We start from the raw sequence: 21,644 nt of genomic DNA on the forward strand, positions 1-21,644 counted from the left end.
CAGGTGCGTTCGCTCCGCCCCTGGTTGTAATCAAAAAAACTAAAACTGACCAAAATTATGAATTTTCCCTTGATCAGGAAATACAGGGGCCAGCCCGCTATTTCTTACAAAATGCTTATGGTTATGAAGCTTGCCATTATTTTTTTAACCGCCTGTTTCCTGCAGGCCAGCGCTGCAGGTTATGCTCAAAAGATCACCCTGTCAAAGAAAAATGCCACCCTCGATCAGATCTTCTGGGAGATCAGCAGACAGAGTAAGTATGAGTTCGTTTATGATGCCGGCATGCTCAGGGAAGCAAAAACGGTTGATATCCAGGTGGTCAATGCGCCTTTGGATAAGGTGTTGAACGAATGTTTTGCCGGTCAGCCATTGACGTATACGGTGCTGCAGAACATGATCATCGTGAAAAGGAAACCCGTACAAACAACCGTTGCACCTCCGCCGCCTCCCATAACAGGCAAAGTGACCAATGAAAAAGGAGAACCCCTGGCAGGAGCTACCGTTCGGGTAAAAGGCACCGATAAGATGATAGTGGCGGATGTTAACGGTCAGTTCAGTTTTGCAGATCTTCCTGAGAATACGGTATTGATCATTTCCTATACGGGATATATACAAAATGAAATAGCGGTGAAAGGGCAAAATTCATTGCATGTCGTGTTGAAGGAAACTGCCGCAGATCTGAATTCCGTTGTGGTGGTAGGTTATGGGACCCAGAAAAAGGTAAACCTCACCGGTTCTGTTGCTACCATAAAAAATGAAGATCTGAAAGTAAGGCCCGTTGGTCAAACCTCTGCCGCTTTGCAGGGATTGGCGCCGGGGGTTACCGTAACGCAACGTTCGGGTCAGCCAGGGGGCGATGCAGGCAATATTCGCATCCGCGGGATTGGTACGCTGGGCGATTCAGATCCCATGGTGCTCATCGATGGAATCGAGGGAACCATGAACAACGTTGATCCCAACACTATAGAATCAATATCGATCCTGAAAGATGCTGCCTCCTCCGCTATTTATGGTTCCAGAGCCGCCAATGGCGTGATTCTGATAACCACTAAAAGAGCGAAAGGCAATCAGCTATCAGTAAATTATGATGCTTACGGCGGCTGGCAAAGGCCCACTAATTTGCCTAAGATGGTAAATGCCATCGATCACATGCTGCTTACCAACGAAGCCTATGTAAATGTAGGCAGGGCGCCCTTGTATTCCGATGACCTCATCGATAAATATCGTACAGAAGGACCCGCCAACCGCGATCTGTACCCCGAAACCGACTGGCAAAAAGAAGTGCTCACCGGTTCTGGTTTTCAGCAAAACCATTTTGTCAGCGTAAACGGCGGCACAGACAAAATAAAGTCTTTCGCTTCTTTCGGTTATTTCAACCAGAAAGGTGTTATTGAAACGACCGATTTCACCCGGTACATGTTCCGCAATAACACCGACTTCAAATTTTCCGATAAGCTGGGCGCCAGATTTGATCTGCAATTTATCAATGCTGTTCAGATGGAGCCTGGCAGGGGCGCCGAAAATGTCTTTCACTGGATGAACCGTATACCTGCGAATCAGGCAGGTTATAATACCGACGGCTCCTGGGGTGAAGGATGGAACGGTGATAACCCGATTGCTTTTTCGCGGGTAGGCGGAACGGCTAAGAACAGTCAGCGCTCGGGGACCCTCAATTTCAGCCTGAACTATCAGCCCTTCAAATGGCTTAGATCCGAATTAACGGTTGCACCTGTAATTGGGGAAACGATCACCAAGACATTCAACCGGGTGGTTCAAACCTATAAACCCGATGGAACGGTTAGTAATTTTCTGTCGCCTGCCAGAAGCGCACTGACAGAAACCAGCAACAAGTCGCTTCGAAATAATGTGCGCGCCACAATTACATTCGAAAAAGATCTTCAATTGCATGAACTGAAATTGTTAGCCGGATTTTCAAGAGAAGATTTTCGCAACGATTATATCTCCGCCTACCGCGATGGATTTATTTTGCCCGATTATCCGGTGCTGGCTGCGGGGGATGCGGTGAATCAAAAATCAAATGGTAACTCAGCGGAATGGGCGCTGCAATCGCTGTTTACGCGGCTCAACTATAATTACAAAGAAAAATACCTGTTCGAGGCAAACCTCCGGTACGACGGATCTTCCAGATTCGCCCCTGGCAACAAATATGGTCTTTTTCCTTCAATGTCTGCAGGCTGGCGGATATCACAGGAGAATTTTATGGAACCGTTGGCGCACATTATAACTGATATGAAGATCAGGGCGTCCTGGGGACAACTGGGCAATCAGAATATCGGAAACTATCCTTTTGCCAGCCAGATCGAATTCGGAGCTTCAACATTGGGCAAACAGATCGTAAATACAGCAGCGTTGAACACAGCGGCCAACGTAGACATTTCCTGGGAGACCACTGAGATGGCAAATATTGCCCTGGACCTTGCCTTATTTTCCAATCTCTCGATAACAGCCGAATACTACGATAAAAAATCAAGAGACATATTATATGTGCTGGATATTCCCCTGATCATGGGATTGAGCGCTCCGCCGCAAAACGTAGGCGTTGTAAGCAATAAGGGCTGGGAATTAGGTGTCAACTACAATGGCGCCATCAGGGATTTTAAATACCATGTTAATGTAAATGTTTCAGATGTAAGGAACAAAGTGATGGATCTGCGTGGCATCAACAGAACAGGCCTTACCGTTAGCCGCGAGGGATATCCCATAGCTTCAATTTATGGGCTCGAGGCCATAGGATATTTTGTCGATGACAAGGATGTGGCCGACCATGCGCAGCAGTTTGGTATCGTAAAGCCGGGCGATCTGAAATATAAGGATCAGAATAATGACAGGATCATCAATGACCTCGACAATGTGGTGATCGGAAGCACTATTCCCCGCTACACCTACGGAATAAACCTGGGCGCCTCTTACAAAGGATTTAACCTGAGCGCCATGATCCAGGGCGTAGGCAAAGCCGACGGCTACCTGTACAGGCAGGGCATTATGCCTTTCTATGAAGGCGGAACGGTGCAGGAACAGCACAAAGACCATTGGACGCCCGATAATCCCCATGCTGCCTTTCCACGACTGGCCTTCAGTGAAGTGAACAATGAAAAGAACTCCAGTTTCTGGATGAAGAATGCAGCGTATATGCGCCTGAAGAATATCCAGATCGGCTACACCTTCCCCGGCGCATGGAGCCGTAAACTGGGCATGAGGAACCTGCGTTTGTATGTAAACGGTTCCAATGTGTTCACCCTTGATAAGTTCTGGAATGGCTATGATGTAGAAAGCCCGGTGGGTATCGGCAACAGCTATCCGCAAGTAAAAGTGTTCAGTTTTGGTTTGAACGCTAATTTTTAAGCTCTTCTAATTTGACTACAATGCGTAAATATATTATTCTGTTTGTTTTATTTTCGACTTTTGCTGCCTGCAAAAAGAATTACCTTGACAAATATCCATTGGATGGTCCTTCCTCCTCTTCATTTATCACCAATGAAAAGGAATTGATCTTGGCCATCAATGGATGTTATGCCTCCCTCACATTTCATCCAAGTGCGCACAACTGTCCCATGCCCGTGATCCTGGATCATGTTACCGATCTGGGGTTCGACCGCAATAACGGAACGTTGCAGGAAGTGGGCAAAGGCAGTCATGATAGTAATAATGGACTTTTTGTGAACATCTGGAGCAGCTCTTATAGTGCCATTGCACGCTGTAATTTTTTATTGGAGAACATAGATAAAGTAAAAGACGTGGTAAACACCCAGTTATTCAACCGGGTTAAAGCAGAAGCCCGTTTTTTAAGGGCCTATAATTACCATTACCTGGTTGAAATGTTTGGCGGCGTGCCATTGGTGACCACCACCCTGAAAATGACCGAAGCGCAGGTGCCCCGCAGCAGCAAGGAAGAGCTGGTGAACTTTATGATGACCGAGCTCGAAGAAGCAGCCACTGATCTTCCCACCAGTTATGCGGCCACGGAAAGCGGCAGGGCAACAAAAGGCGCTGCACTTGCCATCAAGGCAAGGATCGCCTTATACAATGAAAAATGGGAGCTAGCGGCGGATGCAGCAAAAAGAGTAATGGACCTGAACGCTTATGAATTACATGCCGATTTCGGCGAGTTGTTCACCTATAAAGGACAAACATCCAAAGAGATCATCTTTGCGCTGCAATATTTAAAAGGGACCAAAACGCATAACATACCTTCGCAATTCTTCTCCAGGATGGCCTCCGGCTTCAGCGGCCTGGTGCCCGGACAGTCATTGGTTGATTCCTATGAATGTACAGATGGCAGGTCAATAGACGTTTCGCCGCTTTTTGACCCCGCAAAGCCATTTGCGAACCGCGATCCCCGCCTCGGCTATACCATGGCATTGCCGGGAAGTGTTTTCCTGAATTTTTTATTTGAGACGCACAAAGACAGTGTGAGAACCTGGGACTATAATACCACGCCGGCAAGAAGGGTGAATAATACAGATGCTACCAATGCATTTGCCACTTTTACCGGGTATTGCTGGCGTAAATACACCGATCTTACTGACAGGATAGAACGCACCACTTCAGAATTGAACGTGATCAGCGTACGGTATGCAGAAGTTCTGCTCATTTATGCAGAAGCAAAAATAGAAGCCAACCAGATCGACAATACGGTTTACAGCGCTATCAATACGGTAAGACAACGACCCGGCGTGAACATGCCGGCGATCGCCAATGGAAAAACCCGGGAACAGCTACGTTCTATTGTACGCAAGGAACGTAAATATGAATTGGCAGGCGAAGGATTCAGGTTGTTCGACATCCGCCGCTGGAAAATTGCTGATCAGTTGATGAACGGAATTTTCTATGGCCGTATTCCCAAGGGATTGCTGGCAACTGCACCTAAAATAGACGACAACGGAACGCCTGATTACAGTGTAGTTCCGAACCGCGGCGAGATGCGGGTCGTTGAAACGAGGATATTCAAAGCTAACCGCGACTATTTATGGCCTATACCTAATATCGAAATTCTTACCAACACCAGCCTTGAGCAAAATCCAAATTATTAATGTCATGAAGACAACGTTCAAACGTGTATTGTACCTTTTATTTATTTTGATCGTTGGGCAAAGGCCGTCTTTTGCCCATCAGCACCCGCCAGTAGAAGCCGACGTGATCGTTTATGGAGGCACCTCTGCCGGCATAACAGCCGCCATCCAACTTTCGCGGGCAGGTAAATCCGTTATCCTCATCGAACCTTCCAAACGGATCGGGGGATTGACGACAGGCGGATTAGGCGCCACTGATATCGGTAATAAAGCTGCCATTGGCGGCATAGCCAGGGAGTTTTACCGCAACATCCGCAAATACTATGACAACCCCGCCCATTGGAAATGGCAAACCCGCGCCGAATATTTCAAAAAAGAAAAAGAGGAAGACGCCATGTGGACCTTTGAGCCTTCAGCGGCGCTCAAAGTGTACCACGAGATGCTCGCTCCCGAAAAAGTAAAGCTCATATATGGTGAGCGGCTGAACAGGGCTGCCGGCGTGGTAAAGAAGAACCAGGCCATTGTAAGCATTCAAATGGAAAACGGCACTGTGTACAAGGGAAAAATGTTCATCGATGCTACCTATGAAGGCGATCTGATGGCGGCTGCAGGTGTGAGTTATACCTATGGCCGTGAATCGAATCAGCAATATAAGGAAACGCTGAATGGCGTACAGGCAAACAGGTTCAATATAACCCTGAAAGAGCATATCTCGAGAAATGCCCATTATCACAATTTTGTGAACGGCGTGGATCCCTATATTGTTAAAGGCGATAGGTCGAGTGGACTGTTAACTGGCATCAATGCCGGCGGGCCTGGTATTGAAGGCGCTGCAGATAAGAAGATCCAGGCTTACTGCTTCCGGATGACACTCACCGATCATCCCGATAACAGGATCCCTTTCGCCAAACCCGACAATTACAACGAACGCAACTATGAGCTGCTGTTCAGGAACTATGAGGCTGCACCCAATGGCGTTATTGAAGACATGTACAATTACGGCGACAAACTGGTGCCATGGATCAATAGCAAGATGCCGAACCGCAAAACGGATATCAACAACCAGAAAGGATTTTCTACTAATTTCATCGGGCAGAATTATAATTACCCCGAGGGCTCCTACGAGGAAAGGGAAAAGATCATCCAGGCCCATCGACAATACCAGAAAGGTTTGATGTGGACCCTGGCCAATCATCCCCGTATTCCCGAAAAAGTAAGAAAAGTGGTATCCCAATGGGGAACCTGTAAAGATGAGTATGATAATAAAGATGGCTGGCAGGATCAGCTTTATATCCGGGAAGCCAGGCGAATGGTCAGTGATTATGTTATGACGCAATACCATTGCGAAGGCTTAACAGTAGCAGAAGATGCGGTAGGACTGGCTGCCTATACCATGGATTCGCACAATGTGCAGCGATACGTTGATGCCAACGGCTATGTGCAAAATGAGGGCAATGTGGCGGCTCCTGTAGTTGCTCCTTTTCCGATCAGTTACCGGTCGATCATTCCTAAAAAAAATGAATGCAGTAATCTGCTGGTGCCGGTGTGTTTGAGCGCGAGCCATATTGCTTTTGGCAGTATAAGAATGGAGCCTGTGTTTATGGTTTTAGGTCAGTCTGCCGCAATAGCCGCTTCACTGGCTATTGATTATAAGCTAGGTCTTCACGAACTGCCATATGAGCATTTACACAAACTCTTAATAGAAAACCAACAGCGCCTCGGCGAAGAATGATCTCTCGATTTTCGATTTCGAGATTTTGAGATTGCGGGATTTCTCGATTTCGAGATTTTGAGATTTCGAGATTTCTAGATTTCGAGATTTCGAGATTTCTCGGGAAGTTCGATATTGAAGAAATCAGAAATCATAAATCCTAAAATCAGCAATTGTATTAAACGTGTTTTAAATATGAAGAGAAACATTGTTTTATTTTTCCTTGCAATCACCTCACGAATAGGAGTGGCTCAGGACATCAATATCATTCCGCAGCCATCTTCGGTTCAGCAAAAACAGGGACGTTTTATTATCAAAAGAACTACACCCATTGTTGCAAAAAGCCCCGAAGAAATCAGATCGGGTAAATACTTAAATGCCTATCTGAATAAGTATTTTGGTTTTTCACTTCCCATAAAAACATCCGGATCAGCAGGTATTATTATAAAGGCAAACAAAGACGCCGCTGACAGTTATGTCCTGGAGGTAGACCCGAAAAGCATAAAAGTACTGGGCGGTAATGCGACAGGCGCTTTTTATGGTATTCAAACAGTTTTACAGTTGCTGCCGCTTGAAAAGAACGGTGAATTGTCAATCCCGGCTGTATCAATAACCGATACACCGGTTAATAAATATAGGGGATTGATGCTGGACGTTGGCCGTCACTTCTTCCCTGTAGCAGACGTAAAAAGGTATATTGACTTACTTGCCCTGCATAAAATGAATTATTTCCATTGGCACCTTACTGAAGACCAGGGATGGCGCATCGAAATTAAAAAGTATCCGAAATTAACTTCAGTAGGCGCATGGAGGAACGGAACGATCATTGGTAATAATCCAGGCACCGGAAACACGAATACGCGCTACGGCGGATATTATACCCAGGAAGAGGTGAAGGACGTTGTTAAATATGCCGCGGACCGGTATATCACTGTTATTCCCGAGATTGAAATGCCCGGACACAGCAGCGCTGCTATTGCATCTTATCCTTACCTGAGCTGTTTTCCCGACAAACCGACGATTGACTATGTGCATAAAAAAAGCGTTTGGTCGGGCGACAGTACCGGCAAACAGGTCATTCAGGCATGGGGGATCTATAAAGACGTTTTTTGCGCCGGAAAAGAAACGACATTTCAATTTTTGACGGATGTTTTAGACGAGGTGATGTCGCTGTTCCCTGCGAAGATCATCCATATCGGCGGAGATGAATGTCCGAAATCGAATTGGGAGGCTTGTCCCAACTGCCAGAAAAGGATCGCTGAGCTGGGTTTTAAAACCGATAGCAGCCATAAAGCAGAGCACTACCTGCAAAGTTATTTTGTTAAACGCATAGAACAGTATCTGAATGGTAAGGGAAGAAAACTGCTGGGCTGGGACGAGATCCTGGAGGGCGGTCTGGCGCCCAATGCATGGGTAATGAGCTGGCGTGGTGAGAAAGGCGGCATTGAAGCAGCGCGGTCGGCCCATAATGTTGTAATGACACCTAATACCTATGCTTATTTTGATCATCAGCAGGCAGAGAAGGAAGATTCGGTTACAATAACCAAGAACCGCAAGCATTTACCGATCGAAAAAGTGTATGGTTGGAATGTATATCCGGATTCCCTGCAGCAGGAATACAGGAAATATGTGCAGGGTGGACAGGCCAATCTTTGGACTGAGTATGTCACTAATCCCGGCAAAGCCGAATACATGTTATTACCGCGGCTGGCCGCCTTGTGCGAATCGTTATGGACAGCCCCGGCCAAGAAACAGTGGAGTGACTTTAACACAAGATTGCAGGTGCAAAAGAAGCGCTACAGCTTGTGGGGGTATAACTATTATGGGAAATAATAAATTCCAGGAACCAAATCTCAAGAACCAAATAATAAATACCAAAAATCAAACTTTGACATTTGAGTTTTGCAAATTATTTGGTTGTTTTGAGATTTGAGATTTTATTTGGTTCTTGTGATTTGCGATTTGAGATTTATTTGGTTCTTGGATCTTGTGATTTGAGATTTTTATTTGGTTCTTGTGATTTACGATTTGAGATTTATTTGGTTCTTGGATCTTGTAATTTGAGATTTTTATTTGGTTCTTGTGATTTGCGATTTGAGATTTATTTGGTTCTTGGATCTTGTGATTTGAGATTTTTATTTGGTTCTTGTGATTTGCGATTTGAGATTTATTTGGTTCTTGGATCTTGCGATTTGAGATTTATTTGGTTCTTGGATCTTGTAATTTGAGATTTTTATTTGGTTCTTGTGATTTGCGATTTGAGATTTATTTGGTTCTTGGATCTTGCGATTTGAGATTTATTTGGTTCTTGAATCTTGTGATTTGAGATTTTTATTTGGTTCTTGGATCTTGTAATTTGAGATTTTTATTTGGTTCTTGGATCTTGTGATTTGAGATTTTTATTTGGTTCTTGTGATTTGCGATTTTTTGAAAATACATACAAATGGATTTTTTGAACGGAGCCAACGCCCTGACGTTGGTATTTGGTGCCCTGTTGATCTTTGCGATTGCATACCGGTTCTACGGCATCTTTATGGCCAATAAGGTGCTGCGGCTGAATAACAAAAATGTAACCCCCGCCGTAGAATTTGCCGATGGTAAAGACTATGTAGCTACTAACAAAAATGTACTCTTCGGCCATCACTTTGCTGCGATTGCCGCTGCGGGCCCGCTGGTTGGGCCTGTATTAGCCGCACAGTTTGGTTATCTGCCCGGCACATTGTGGATCCTGATCGGCTGCGTGCTGGCCGGCGGCGTTCACGACATGGTGGTCCTTTTTGCCTCTGTACGTCACAAAGGCCAGAGCCTGGCAACTATTGCCGGTAAGGAAATAGGAAAAGGTACAGGCGTGATCGCCGGTTTTGCCGTGCTCTTCATTTTGATCCTTACCCTGGCCGGTCTGTCATTGGCATGCATCAGCGCTATGCATGAAGCCTCCTGGTCGTTGTTTACGGTAATTGCAACGATGCCCATTGCAATTATAATGGGGTTGCTCATGCGTTACCGGAAGAACAGTGTAACATTTGCCAGCATCCTGGGTGGTATCCTGCTTATTGCAAGTATCATCGGAGGTCATGAACTGATGCAGATCAAAGAGATCAATAATATCTTTCACTGGAAAGTTGAGACCATTTCAATTGCCATTACTGCCTACGGATTTTTAGCTTCTATATTACCTGTGTGGTTACTCCTGGTGCCGAGGGACTATTTATCTACCTATCTGAAAATAGGAACGATCATAATGCTGGCCGTTGGCGTAATATTCGTTCATCCGACTATTCAAATGCCTGCCGTTACCAGCTTTGTAAGTGGCGGCGGACCCGTGATAGGAGGTCCTGTATTACCTTTTATCTTTATTGTTATAGCCTGTGGTGCCATCTCCGGCTTTCATGCAGTGATAGCAACAGGTACCACCCCCAAAATGCTGTCGAACGAAAGAGAAATACTTTTTGTAGGTTATGGCGCCATGCTGGTGGAAGGTTTTGTTGCTTTAATGGCTCTGATAGCTGCCTGCACACTGGTTCCCGGCGACTATTTTGCCATCAACACGCCTAAAGAAATGCAGGCTGCTTTCCTAAGCCAGCATCCGGGTTTGCATGCGGTGGACCTGGATTATTTCAGCGAGAAAATAGGCGTAGACCTCAGGGGCAGGACAGGAGGAGCCGTTTCGCTGGCGGTGGGTATGGCGCATATCTTTAATAAAATACCATTTATGAAAGATGTTATGGCCTACTGGTACAATTTTGCCATCATGTTCGAAGCTGTATTCATACTTACGGCAATAGACGCCGGCACCAGGGTGGGCAGATTTTTTTTACAGGAAATGCTGGGCAACGTGATCCCAAAATTCAATGATAAGAACTGGATGCCGGGTATCGTGATCAGCAGTTTGCTGTTTACATTCTCCTGGGGCTACCTGGTATATACCGGCAATGTAAGTAGCATCTGGCCCCTGTTTGGCATCAGCAACCAGCTGCTGGCGGCCTGCGGGCTTATAGTTTGCACCACGATGCTCATCAGGATGAACAGGAAAAAATATGCGTTATATGCGGCAATACCCGGCGTTTTTATGGCCCTGATCACTTTCTGGGCAGGTTATGAACAGATCAGGAATGTATATCTGCCAAAGCAGCAATACCTGCTGGCTACGCTTGCACTGCTGGCGATGCTGCTTATGTTGATCGTATTCATCAATACATTTAAAAGATGGCACCGGTTATTGCATATGAAGGCTGATCAGCTCGACTATTATGGTGATAAAGTAAAAGAGCTGGTGCCCAGGTAACTAATGCTTCATAGCTAATGTAAAAAGGCAAACAAAAAAGGATTGCACACCGCAATCCTTTTTTGTTTGCTTCATCCTGTGAAAATTCCTATCGCCTGATGAGTTTGATCATGAATTTTTCCTTTCCCTGTACAATTTCTGCGTAATAAAGACCCGGCCTGAAATGATGCCCGGTTTGCAGGGTGCCACTGCTGCCGAGGCCCGTTCTCTTTTCTATCAGTCTGCCCATGGCATCTGTGATGGTAATAGTTACCGGCTGACCGCTGCCATGCCATTGCAGGTTAACGAATTCAGTGAACGAGTTCGGGAATGCTTTTGCATGAAGTGTAACAGCACCTCGTTCCGCTACAACCGGTGTTTGCGGTTCAGGACCGGTCGACGATCTGGCTACGACAGTTGTTTGTTTGTATTTGATGGTGGCATAATCGAAATCGGTTCCGTTACCCACGCTGCGTCCTGTTATATACACATTGGCGTTATCGTCCACCGCAATTGCAGTTGCTATATCACGGTCATTACCGGGGCCATTATACCTGATCACCCATTGCTGTACGCCTGTTGCATCGTATTTAACGGTGGCGTAGTCTGCCGAAGTTCCGATGCCTTCGCTTTGCCCGGTAACATAAACATTCCCGGCAGTATCCAGTGTCAGGGCATTGGCTGCATCAATATCGTTAGCCGGGCCGTTGTACCTGGCCGCCCACTGTTGTACGCCGGCTGTATTGTATTTGATCGTGGCATAGTCTGCACCTGTTCCGCTGCCCGCGCTTTGCCCGGTAACATATACGTTGCCCAGGGAATCAACTGCCAGGTCATTGGCAATATCCTCGCCATTGCCCGGGCCATTGTACAGGGCTACCCATTGTTGCAAACCTGCTGTATTGTATTTAATGGTCGTATAATCGTTTGATCCGAAGGCAAAGCTGAAACCGGTAACGTATACATTGCCCAAAGCATCCAGCGCCAGGGCATGGGCTGCATCTATGGAATTACCCGGGCCGTTGAACCTGGCCACCCAAAGTTCGTTCCCATTGGCGTCATACTTAATCGTGATATAGTCACTGTTGCTTCCGGTGCTGTCACTTGCGCCCGTTACATATACATTGCCCAGCTTGTCTACGGCAATGTCAACTGCGATATCATTTCTGTTATTGGGGTTGTTATATCTTGCCACCCACAACATATTTCCATCACAGTCGTACTTGATGGTGGCATAGTCAGAATTGGTTCCCACGCCTATTGATTCGCCAGTTACATATACATTACCTTTTTCATCTACGGCAATTGCCATTGCTCCGTCGTGGCTGTTGGCCGGTCCGTTATACCTTCTCACCCATTGTGTGTTTCCATCCTCATCGTATTTAATCGTGGTGTAGTCGCCAAAACCGTTGCTGGCGGCGCTGGCGCCAGTTATATATACATTGCCTTTGCGGTCCAGTACCAGATCTTCAGCCTGATCGACATCAATATTAAAGATGGTGCGTGGACCAGGACCCGTGAATGTTTTCTTCCAGATCCGGTCACCGAACTTATCGTACTTATAAGTGGTATAATCTATACCGAATCTGATCTTGGTCATGCCGCCTGTTACGTGCACATTACCATCGTCATCCACTGCAATAGCGGTTGGCATATCCGGACCTCCGCCGCCAGGGCCATTATACCGTTGTACCCATTGTTGCACCCCATTGGCATTGTATTTAAGCGTGATGAAGTCTGATCTGAACCTGCTGCTACCTGTAATATACACATTGCCATTTTTATCTACGCCTATGGCTGCCGTAGTGGCAAAAGGCGTTGCCACTTCAGCGCCGTTGTAGAATGCCATCCATTGCTGGATGCCATTCGTATTGTACTTGATGGTGATATAGTTCCTTGCATTGTTGACCATCATTAATCCGGTTATGTACACATTGCCAGCTTTGTCCAATGCGAGGTCGTTGATCTCTACTTCGCCATTGACCTGCGGACTGCTACCGGTTATGGCCCACTGCTGCAAACCTGCTGCATTGTATTTAATGGTAACAAACTCCCAGAAGAAGGTTTCATCCGGAGCACCGCCCTCGCCGGTTACAAATACATTGCCTGAGGAATCCACCGCGATTGCCCTTGCCTGATCAAAAGATTCGCCGTTATAAATGGCTGCCCATTGCTGCACACCAGCTGTGTTGTATTTGATGGTCGCAATGTCGGCCGGGTTACCATCTTCATCTATTACAACAGAAATAAAACCCGTGACATACACATTGCTCGACGCATCTACTGCCAGCGCACTGGCCCTGTCTCTATCATTCACAGGCCCGTTATATCTTTGCACCCACTCTTCATTACCATCGTCGTCGTATTTGATAGTGGTATAATCGTTGTCGGTGCCGCTCCCGGTGCTCCAGCCCGTTACATATACATTGCAATCGTCATCAAGACCAATGGCCGTTGCCTGGTCCACGCCATTACCGGGACCGTTATACCTTCTTATCCATTCAACATCACCGTCATCGTCGTATTTAATAGTGGTATAGTCACGGTTTGTTCCGCTGCCGGTGCTCCATCCGGTTACATATACATTGCCCTTTCGGTCTACGGCAATGGCGGTAGCCTCGTCTGTGCCGTTCCCCGGGCCATTATACCTTTTGACCCATTTTTTATCGCCGTCATCATTGTATTTAACGGTTACAAAATCCCTTCCGGTTCCACTACCAGTGCTCCATCCTGTTACATAAACATTGCATTTGTCATCCACAGTTATGGCAACTGCTGCATCTAAGCTGTTGCCGGGCCCGTTATACCGCCTTTCCCATTTTAAATCGCCATCATCGTTATACTTGACCGTAGTGAAGTCAGCGTTGGTTCCTTTGCCATCGCTTCTTCCTGTTACATACACATTACCCTTCTGATCTACAGCCAGGTCGTTAGGCACATCATCGGCATTAGGTTCTCCATTTTGCCGCTGAACCCATTTTTCGGTAACCTGGGCAAAACAGATCGCCGACATTAAAAGAAGAGAAAGCAACAACAAGAACTTTCCGGAAAGTAGCATGTTCCTCATAATTAATTTTTTAAGATTTAACAATAATGGTAAACATCATGAGCACCGGTTAATTCCGTTTTCATGGGGAACATGTTGAACTACATTACGATTGAGCGGTAACAACTACGGTTCGCTGCGAAACTATAAGCGGATATTGGAAGCAGGGGGAAGCTGTTTTGACAGAAAATGATGACAGCGCAAGAGAAATACAAAATTCGGCTTTTGGCGGAATCAAATTCGATGAGTGTTATCAGCTTTTCAACCATCGCCACTGCGTCTTGTTTACGCAGCTAAAGCCGGCCATAACCGATGTTCGGTATCGGCAATATGCCGCGGGTTTAAATAAAATTAATATAGATGGACACGGTAAGTTCAGGATGCCGTTTCGGTAAACAATCAGTTAATTTGAGCATTATTGGTTAAAAATACATCTAACGATAACATAAAAAGGCTATATGATCCTGCAAAAACTGAAGTTGGTCCTGTTGCTCGCCGTTGCCATTTTGCCATATACGATCGCATTCGCCCAGGAAGAATTTCCTGACGGAACACCCATACCAGACTGGTTCAGGCAAAACAACCCTGTGGATCTGAATAAACTGGGTAAACGTTACCTGATAACAGCTTTTAGCGTGAAAAATGACAGTACAGTCATTCAAACAGAAAAAATTCAGGCGGTCATTAACAAAGCCCATGAGAACGGCGGCGGAGTGATCGTCATCCCCAAAGGCACTTTCCTGAGTGGTTCGCTTTTTTTCAAACAGGGCACCCATTTGTATTTGGAAGACGGCGCCAGGCTCAAAGGCAGCGACGATATCAGCCATTTTCCTATTGTGATGACCCGCATGGAAGGACAAACCCTTAAATATTTTGCAGCTTTGGTGAATGCCGATGGCCTCGATGGGTTTACCATCTCCGGTAAAGGCACCCTGGACGGTAACGGACTTCGTTACTGGAAAGCTTTTTGGCTGCGGCGGGAATTCAATCCGAAATGCACCAATATGGATGAAATGCGGCCCAGACTGGTATATGTTTCCAGAAGTAAGAACGTTCAGCTCTCCGGTTTAACCTGCATGAACTCGCCTTTCTGGACCACCCACTTTTATAAATGTGAGAACGTAAAGCTGCTCAACCTTCACATCTATTCACCAAAAGCGCCCGTTAAAGCACCCAGTACCGATGCCGTTGATATTGACGGCTGCAGGAACTTCCTTATCAAGAACTGTTACATGTCTGTAAACGACGATGCCGTAGCGCTGAAAGGCGGCAAAGGCCCGCTTGCCGACAAAGACGAAAATAACGGAAGCAATCAGAATGTCATTATCGAGGACTGTACTTACGGTTTCTGCCATGGCGTATTGACGCTGGGTAGCGAGTCTATCCATAACCGGAATATCATCCTGCGCCGCATCAAGGTACAAAACGCCGAACGGCTGCTTTGGCTTAAAATGCGCCCCGATACGCCCCAGGATTACGAATACGTATTGGTCGACGGCGTGGAAGGCAGCAACATTGGAAATTTTTTGTACATCCGCCCGTGGACACAGTTCTTCGATCTGAAAGGGGAGAAGGCGTCGAGGAATTCTTATGGCCGCAACATTACCATGCGCAATATTAAACTGGACTGTGATAACTTTTTTAACGTAGGCGTCTCAGAAGATCGCGGCAACGTAAATGCTTTCACCTATAAGTTATCCAACTTCAGTTTTGAGAACCTGCAGATAACAGCGAAGAAAAATCTCACCATCGACACATCGGTGATAGCCAATTTTACGCTGCGGAATGTAACGGTTAACGGAGAAAAGCGCTTTTAACGGTCAGGCGTTTTCATTTTCCTGATCCATTCATTGATGAGTTGCACGCCTTCCCGGTGTATTTGCTCTCTTCCCAATTCAGGCATGGCAATACCGGGATCATTGGTTTGCATGCGGAAGGCAAGAATAGATTTATGTGGTTTGCCGGGAACAATATCAAATCTATTCCTCCCGGCGCCGCGCCCGGCAGCCACCGGGCTTTTCATTATACCCAGTTCAATGGAGGCATCCTGGCCATAATGCAGGAACAAACCGGATGTATTGGCAGGACCCTGCGGATGATGGCAGGTGCCGCAATTTACATCCAGGTAAGCTCTCGCCCTCACCTCCAAAGATTGTGACTGGTCATTCATCGATGGAAATCTATCGATTGTCTGTACATCAGGTAAACCCGTTAACAGTCCTTGTTGTTGCCAATAGCTCAACTGGTTTTGTTTTCCGGTTGTATAGATATAATCGCGGTTGAGCTGCCTGGCGGTAGGGCCGATGGGCTGCATGGTGCCGCCGCGGATATGGCATCCTTTACACTGGTTTTTATTGGGAATGATATAATCGATCCTGATCCGTTTACCGGAACCATTTATATAGGAGACCTTTTTTACGTCGCCTGCTACATCGTAAAACGCTTCTGTTTGTTCATCGTTCCATACATAAGGGTAGGCAGTCCAGCCTTCCGCTTCGTTTACCAGCAACCTGGTTTCTATGACCTTTCTACCCTGCCCGGGCTTGCGAAAATCATTTTCATAATAGAAATTTTTGATGATGACGGTTCCCTGCGGAAAGTGCAGGGCTCCTTTCGCTGTATATCGGGCTTTGCTGCCATTGGGCAGTTTGATAAAACGCATTTTTTGTGCATAATTGGAAAACAGTTCCGAATTGATTTCATAGGGAATAACAGCAGGCGCCGGTTGCAGATCAGCCAGTTTGCCGGTAAAGAAATTATATTCAGACAGCTTTTGTTTCCGCTCAAAAACAGGGCGGCTAACTGTCGGCGTTACGGCAAGGTTAATAACCACCGTACTAATTAAAAGCCATGTTATGATCAGTTTCCTTGGCATTGGCAGGTTATAGCTGTGGTTACTTAATTTTTCTTCGTGACATGTAACTCCACTTCCTTTTGTTTTATCCCTTCGCACGCGAAGGCATTCATGTCTCTCGAAATACCCTTGAACTTATTGGCCGCTTTGATGTTGCCAATACTTTGGTTTTCATTGTTGCGGATACAAATGGCAGGATTTTTTACTTTATCATCAACAATGCCGTCGTAGATTATATGCGGCACGTCTTTTCCAAATCTTACTTTCAACCTGAACATCAGGCCCATTCTTCCTTTCATCGTGGTCCTTTGGTGTTTTCTGGTATAGGTGTTATCGTGTATATAGATGTGATCCGGATATGGATAATAGGAACTATCCTTAATGGGTATTTCTGCAATATAATAGCTGGCGATCGCGGTACCCGCTGTACGGTTGTTAATGATGCGGTTATTGTAGATCTCTACATTGTTGGTGGCCAGTATCATCAACCCTGTTCCTAAAGGCACTTTGCCTACGATGTTTCCCCGGGGCGCAAAATTGGGATAATTGTTGTGATGCACGTGGTTGTTGAATACGCGTACATAGCCACCCTTTTTTTGCACCAGGTTGGGCAGGTCAAAGATCAGGATCCCGCCGGTGTTCTCCGTAGCTTCGTTATTATATACATCAGCATATAAGGTGTTTTCTATTTCAATACCCGCTACATTGTGATAGGCTTTGCTGTTTCGTACAATAACATGTTGCGATTGTCCAACATAAATACCTGCATCAGATGCCCCAATGGCCACACAACTGTCTATCAAAACATTTTTGCATTGCACCGGATACAGGCCATAGGCGCCATTTTTTTTGGATGGCTTACCTGTCCACTCAGCTTTTACATTTTTTACTGTAAGGCCGTCTACCAATTGGGCTTTGATCAGATCGCCTTTTGAATCCTGCACAGTAAGATCCCGTATAGTGATATGAGTGGAATTGGTGATCCTGATCCCTTCGGCGCCGGCAATTTGACCTTTAAACGAGAGAATGGTTTTATTGATCCCTTTGCCGGCGAGGGTGATATTGTTTTTTCCATCCATCCATAAGGCCATATTGAGTTGAAAACGGCCCTCGGGGATCTCGATGACCACGCCATCGGGGGATTCGATGAATTGTGCCTGCAGGCGGCGGCGCAGATCCTGCGATAGAACAGTCAGTGTGCAGCATAAGGTTATGGTCAACAGGCAAAGCGCTTTCATAAAAAGCATTTACCTAATTTACAAAATTAGCCGCAGTCCGGGGCAGGAAATGACCGGCCAATACCGGCTGACCGGTGCCTTTTTTTCTACACTGGTATAAAATAAAGACAGGCAGGTGGCCCGGAGGCTCAACTACCTGTCTTTATTGATCTTTGTCAGGTATAATGTACATCATTCAGGGATGCCTGCCTTTATTTAAAGCTGCGGTACAGGCTCCTTGCTGGCTTCGGTATTGATACCCGATTTTGCAATCGAACTTAAAATGGCATCCGTTTCTTTTTCTTCCTTAAGTATTGGTTCCAGTAACTGAACGATCTCTTTATGCCCTAAGGTGTTTGCGAGCGTCATTAGACTGCCATAAGTAGCTATCTCATAATGTTCCACTTTTTGAGCCGCAATGATCAGGGCAACGTCCCGCTGGGCGCTGCCTTTTGCCGATTCATCAATCACCTGCCAGCCTTCATCGAACAGTCCCTGCAGGCCAACGCATGGTTCCGCCTGTGGGGGAATGCCCAGCAGGGTAAACACTTCCTCCAGGATCTTTGCATGCCTTTCAGTTTGCTCTACGTGCACTTCAAATGCCTTCTTTAATTTAACGGTAGTTGCCTCTTCTGTCATTGTAGCCAATGTATTGCGCATATTGACTTCCGACCAGTACATTTCCTGCAGAGAGGTTACAAAAAATTCCTGCAGGGCTGAGTTCAAAGTGGTTGCATCGGTTTGCATAGTGGATGATTTATTAACAATAATTGAAGTGATACCAACGATCATATCACAGAAAAAACTATTCCACGCTGGCGGCCGGTGTTAATGTTTTGCCGCTGAAACTCAGGCGGATTGCGGTTTGCAGTGGCATGGATTTTACAGCGATTGCTGTATTAAGAACTTTAAAAAACATTATATGGAAACGATGTTTAAAACTCAGGACAAGAGAGAAGGCAAAGTTGCCAAGGCTATTGAAGAACAAACATCTAAATTGCCAAGCGACGTGTTTCTGTGGGCATCGATCGGCGCTATGACAGCCGCTGCGATATTACAGATCGCCCGTCAGAAACACATGAGTTTATTTATCGGCCAGTGGGCAGCTCCTTTCCTGTTATTTGGCCTTTATAATAAGCTGGTTAAACAACGCGGGCACGACAGTATGGATAAAGAGTAGCAATGGTATTGTGAAAACCTGGGCTCGCATCACAAAGCCGGGATCGCTTCATGGCGGTCCTTTTTTATTTTAATGGGAGAAACGCCGTGAGGCTGCTCACGGCGCTGATGGTGCCGGCAATGTATTCGGCTGGTTATTATCAATAAGGTTATGTTCTCCCATTAACAGTATTATACTTCTACCTGTCATCCTGATCTTATCTGCCGGGCCGTAAATGTCTTTGGACTCTGCCAGCAACCCGTCATCTGTTGCGGTATCAAGGATCTTAAACCATTTATTACCAAATTTCGCGGGCGGTAAGCTGAATTCCAGTTCCTCATCATGGGCATTAAAGAGGATGTAAAAATCCTTATCGGTCAACTTTTGCCCCTTTTCATCGAGACAACGTAATCCCATGCCATTCAGGTATACGCCTAACGACTTGGTATAGCCTTCGTTCCATTGCTCGTCCTTCATTTCATTGCCATCCGGCGAAAACCAGGCGATATCCTCCAGGCCGGTGCCTCGTATGGGTTGTTCCTGGAACCAGCGCCGGCGGCTGAAGGCCGGATGCGCTTTACGGAACGCGATAAGTTGTTTCACAAAATCGATTAATTGCCCATCTTTTTCATGCCATTTTAACCACGAGATCTCATTGTCCTGGCAATAGGCATTATTATTCCCGAATTGCGAGTTGCCCATTTCGTCGCCGCTGAACAGCATAGGTACACCCTGTGATAATAACAGGGTGGTAAGGAAATTTTTTTTCTGCCGCTTTCTTATTTCAATGATTTCCGGGTTCCTGGTGGGGCCTTCCTCGCCATAATTGCAGGAGTGATTCGTTGTATCGCCATCATTATTGTTCTCACCATTGGCCTCGTTGTGTTTTTCGTTAAAGCTTACCAGGTCTTCAAGGGTAAAGCCGTCATGCGCGGTAATAAAATTGATGCTGGCGCCCGGTGTGCGGTAATCATTTTTATACAGATCGGCGCTGCCGGTGATGCGCTGGGCAAATTCTGCCAGTCTTCTTTCCGTGCCCCGCCAGTAATCCCGGATGCAATCGCGGTACATACCATTCCATTCTGCCCAACCGCCCGGGAACTTACCTACCTGGTAGCCGCCTTCGCCGATATCCCAGGGTTCTGCTATTAATTTCACCCTTGAAATGATCGGGTCCTGGTGAATGATATCAAAGAATGCTCCCAGTTTGTTCACTTCATGTAACTCACGGGCGAGGGTAGCTGCCAGGTCGAAGCGGAACCCGTCTACATGCATCTCGGTTATCCAGTAACGGAGGCTGTCCATGATAAGCTGCAACACATAAGGCATGCGGGTGTTCAGCGTGTTGCCGGTACCGGTATAATCCATATAATAGCGTTTGTCTTCCGTTAACCGGTAATAAGAAGCATTGTCAATGCCCCGGAAACACAGGGTAGGACCGAGGTGATTTCCCTCCGCCGTATGGTTGTATACCACATCGATGATGACCTCAATGCCTGCTTTATGCAATGCTTTCACCATTGACTTGAATTCGTTCACCTGCTGGCCCAGGAAGCCGCTTGCCGCATAACGCGGGTCGGGGGCAAAAAAACCGATGGTATTGTAGCCCCAGTAATTGGTAAGGCCGTTTTCCTTCAGATGCCTGTCTTCAATAAAGTGATGAATGGGCATCAGTTCAATGGCGGTTATGCCGAGTTCTTTCAGGTAATCGATCATTACGGGGTGCGCCAAAGCGGAATAAGTTCCCCTGATCTCTTCGGGTATGCCAGGATGTAAATAGGTAAGGCCCTTTACATGTGCTTCGTAAATAATACTTTCATGATAAGGGATGTTCAGTTGTTGATCACCTTCCCAGTCGAATTGATCGTTTACGACAACAGATTTAGGCATGTAAGGGGCGCTGTCTGTCGTGTTAAAGCTGAGGTCTTCATCTTTATGGCCTATTTCATACCCGAACAGGGCATCGTGCCAGTGCAGGGTGCCCGAGATCGCTTTTGCGTATGGATCGAGTAATAATTTGTAGGCATTGAACCGGTGGCCTTCTAAAGGTTTATAGGGCCCCGATACCCGGTAGCCGTATAACTGACCAGGTTGTATATCGGGCAGATAAATATGCCAGATATGATGGGTGCGTTCTTTAAGGCGCACTTTAATCGTTTCTCCATCATCCTCTATTGAATTGAATAAACAGAGATCAACTCCCTCTGCATTTTCAGCATAGATCGCAAAGTTCACTCCATTCCCATCCCAGGTCGCTCCTAAAGGATAGGGCTTCCCCATGTAAAACTCTTGTGTCTTCTTCATATTAAAACAGGTCTTTCAGCAACGCATTATCCCCAATGGTTTTGCTGTTTAAAAATTTT

12 protein-coding genes are annotated in these 21,644 nt (G+C 46.2%); 7 read left to right on the plus strand and 5 right to left on the minus strand.

What is annotated here, in order from left to right; genetic code table 11:
• Positions 1–123 precede the first annotated feature (123 nt).
• From JUB15_RS18120 to JUB15_RS18140, 5 genes are all read left to right on the plus strand, one after another.
• On the plus strand, positions 124–3,363 hold the full coding sequence (locus tag JUB15_RS18120; protein ID WP_207513911.1) for a TonB-dependent receptor: 3,240 nt from the start codon (positions 124–126) through the stop codon (positions 3,361–3,363).
• Between the two features lie 20 nt (positions 3,364–3,383).
• Positions 3,384–5,051: a RagB/SusD family nutrient uptake outer membrane protein gene (locus tag JUB15_RS18125; RefSeq protein ID WP_207513912.1), complete on the plus strand. Its 1,668-nt coding sequence runs from the start codon at positions 3,384–3,386 to the stop codon at positions 5,049–5,051.
• 4 nt (positions 5,052–5,055) lie between these two features.
• Complete coding sequence (locus JUB15_RS18130) at positions 5,056–6,762, plus strand: FAD-dependent oxidoreductase (protein ID WP_207513913.1); 1,707 nt, start codon at positions 5,056–5,058, stop codon at positions 6,760–6,762.
• Positions 6,763–6,936: 174 nt separating this feature from the next.
• On the plus strand, positions 6,937–8,574 hold the full coding sequence (locus JUB15_RS18135; protein WP_207513914.1) for a beta-N-acetylhexosaminidase: 1,638 nt from the start codon (positions 6,937–6,939) through the stop codon (positions 8,572–8,574).
• A gap of 610 nt (positions 8,575–9,184) precedes the next feature.
• A complete protein-coding gene (locus JUB15_RS18140) occupies positions 9,185–11,026 on the plus strand; it encodes a carbon starvation CstA family protein (RefSeq protein ID WP_207513915.1) in 1,842 nt (613 codons plus the stop codon).
• Positions 11,027–11,114: 88 nt separating this feature from the next.
• On the opposite strand, the gene JUB15_RS18145 is transcribed toward JUB15_RS18140, so the two are convergent.
• Positions 11,115–14,072, minus strand: a complete 2,958-nt coding sequence (locus JUB15_RS18145; RefSeq protein ID WP_207513916.1) for an SBBP repeat-containing protein — start codon at positions 14,070–14,072, stop codon at positions 11,115–11,117.
• A gap of 437 nt (positions 14,073–14,509) precedes the next feature.
• On the opposite strand from JUB15_RS18145, the gene JUB15_RS18150 reads away from it, so the two are divergent.
• Positions 14,510–15,868: a rhamnogalacturonidase gene (locus JUB15_RS18150; protein WP_207513917.1), complete on the plus strand. Its 1,359-nt coding sequence runs from the start codon at positions 14,510–14,512 to the stop codon at positions 15,866–15,868.
• Here the strand turns inward: JUB15_RS18150 and JUB15_RS18155 are convergent.
• From JUB15_RS18155 to JUB15_RS18165, 3 genes are all read right to left on the minus strand, one after another.
• Positions 15,865–16,926, minus strand: coding sequence for an SO2930 family diheme c-type cytochrome (locus JUB15_RS18155; RefSeq protein WP_207513918.1), 1,062 nt, complete (start codon positions 16,924–16,926; stop codon positions 15,865–15,867). The genes JUB15_RS18150 and JUB15_RS18155 overlap by 4 nt on opposite strands.
• Before the next feature lie 23 nt (positions 16,927–16,949).
• Complete coding sequence (locus JUB15_RS18160) at positions 16,950–18,143, minus strand: parallel beta-helix domain-containing protein (RefSeq protein ID WP_207513919.1); 1,194 nt, start codon at positions 18,141–18,143, stop codon at positions 16,950–16,952.
• A gap of 195 nt (positions 18,144–18,338) precedes the next feature.
• Positions 18,339–18,869 carry a YciE/YciF ferroxidase family protein gene (locus tag JUB15_RS18165; RefSeq protein ID WP_207513920.1) on the minus strand — a complete coding sequence of 177 codons (531 nt, stop codon included), beginning with the start codon at positions 18,867–18,869 and terminating at the stop codon, positions 18,339–18,341.
• Positions 18,870–19,044: 175 nt separating this feature from the next.
• Here JUB15_RS18165 and JUB15_RS18170 point away from each other — a divergent pair, with 175 nt between their 5' ends.
• Positions 19,045–19,302, plus strand: coding sequence for a hypothetical protein (locus JUB15_RS18170; protein ID WP_242696408.1), 258 nt, complete (start codon positions 19,045–19,047; stop codon positions 19,300–19,302).
• A 96-nt stretch (positions 19,303–19,398) separates the two neighbouring features.
• On the opposite strand, the gene glgX is transcribed toward JUB15_RS18170, so the two are convergent.
• On the minus strand, positions 19,399–21,585 hold the full coding sequence (gene glgX, locus JUB15_RS18175) for a glycogen debranching protein GlgX (RefSeq protein ID WP_207513921.1): 2,187 nt from the start codon (positions 21,583–21,585) through the stop codon (positions 19,399–19,401).
• Between the last annotated feature and the right edge of the window lie 59 nt (positions 21,586–21,644).

Origin of the sequence: Longitalea luteola, from assembly GCF_017356035.1 — a bacterium.
Classification (GTDB): domain Bacteria; phylum Bacteroidota; class Bacteroidia; order Chitinophagales; family Chitinophagaceae; genus Niastella; species Niastella luteola.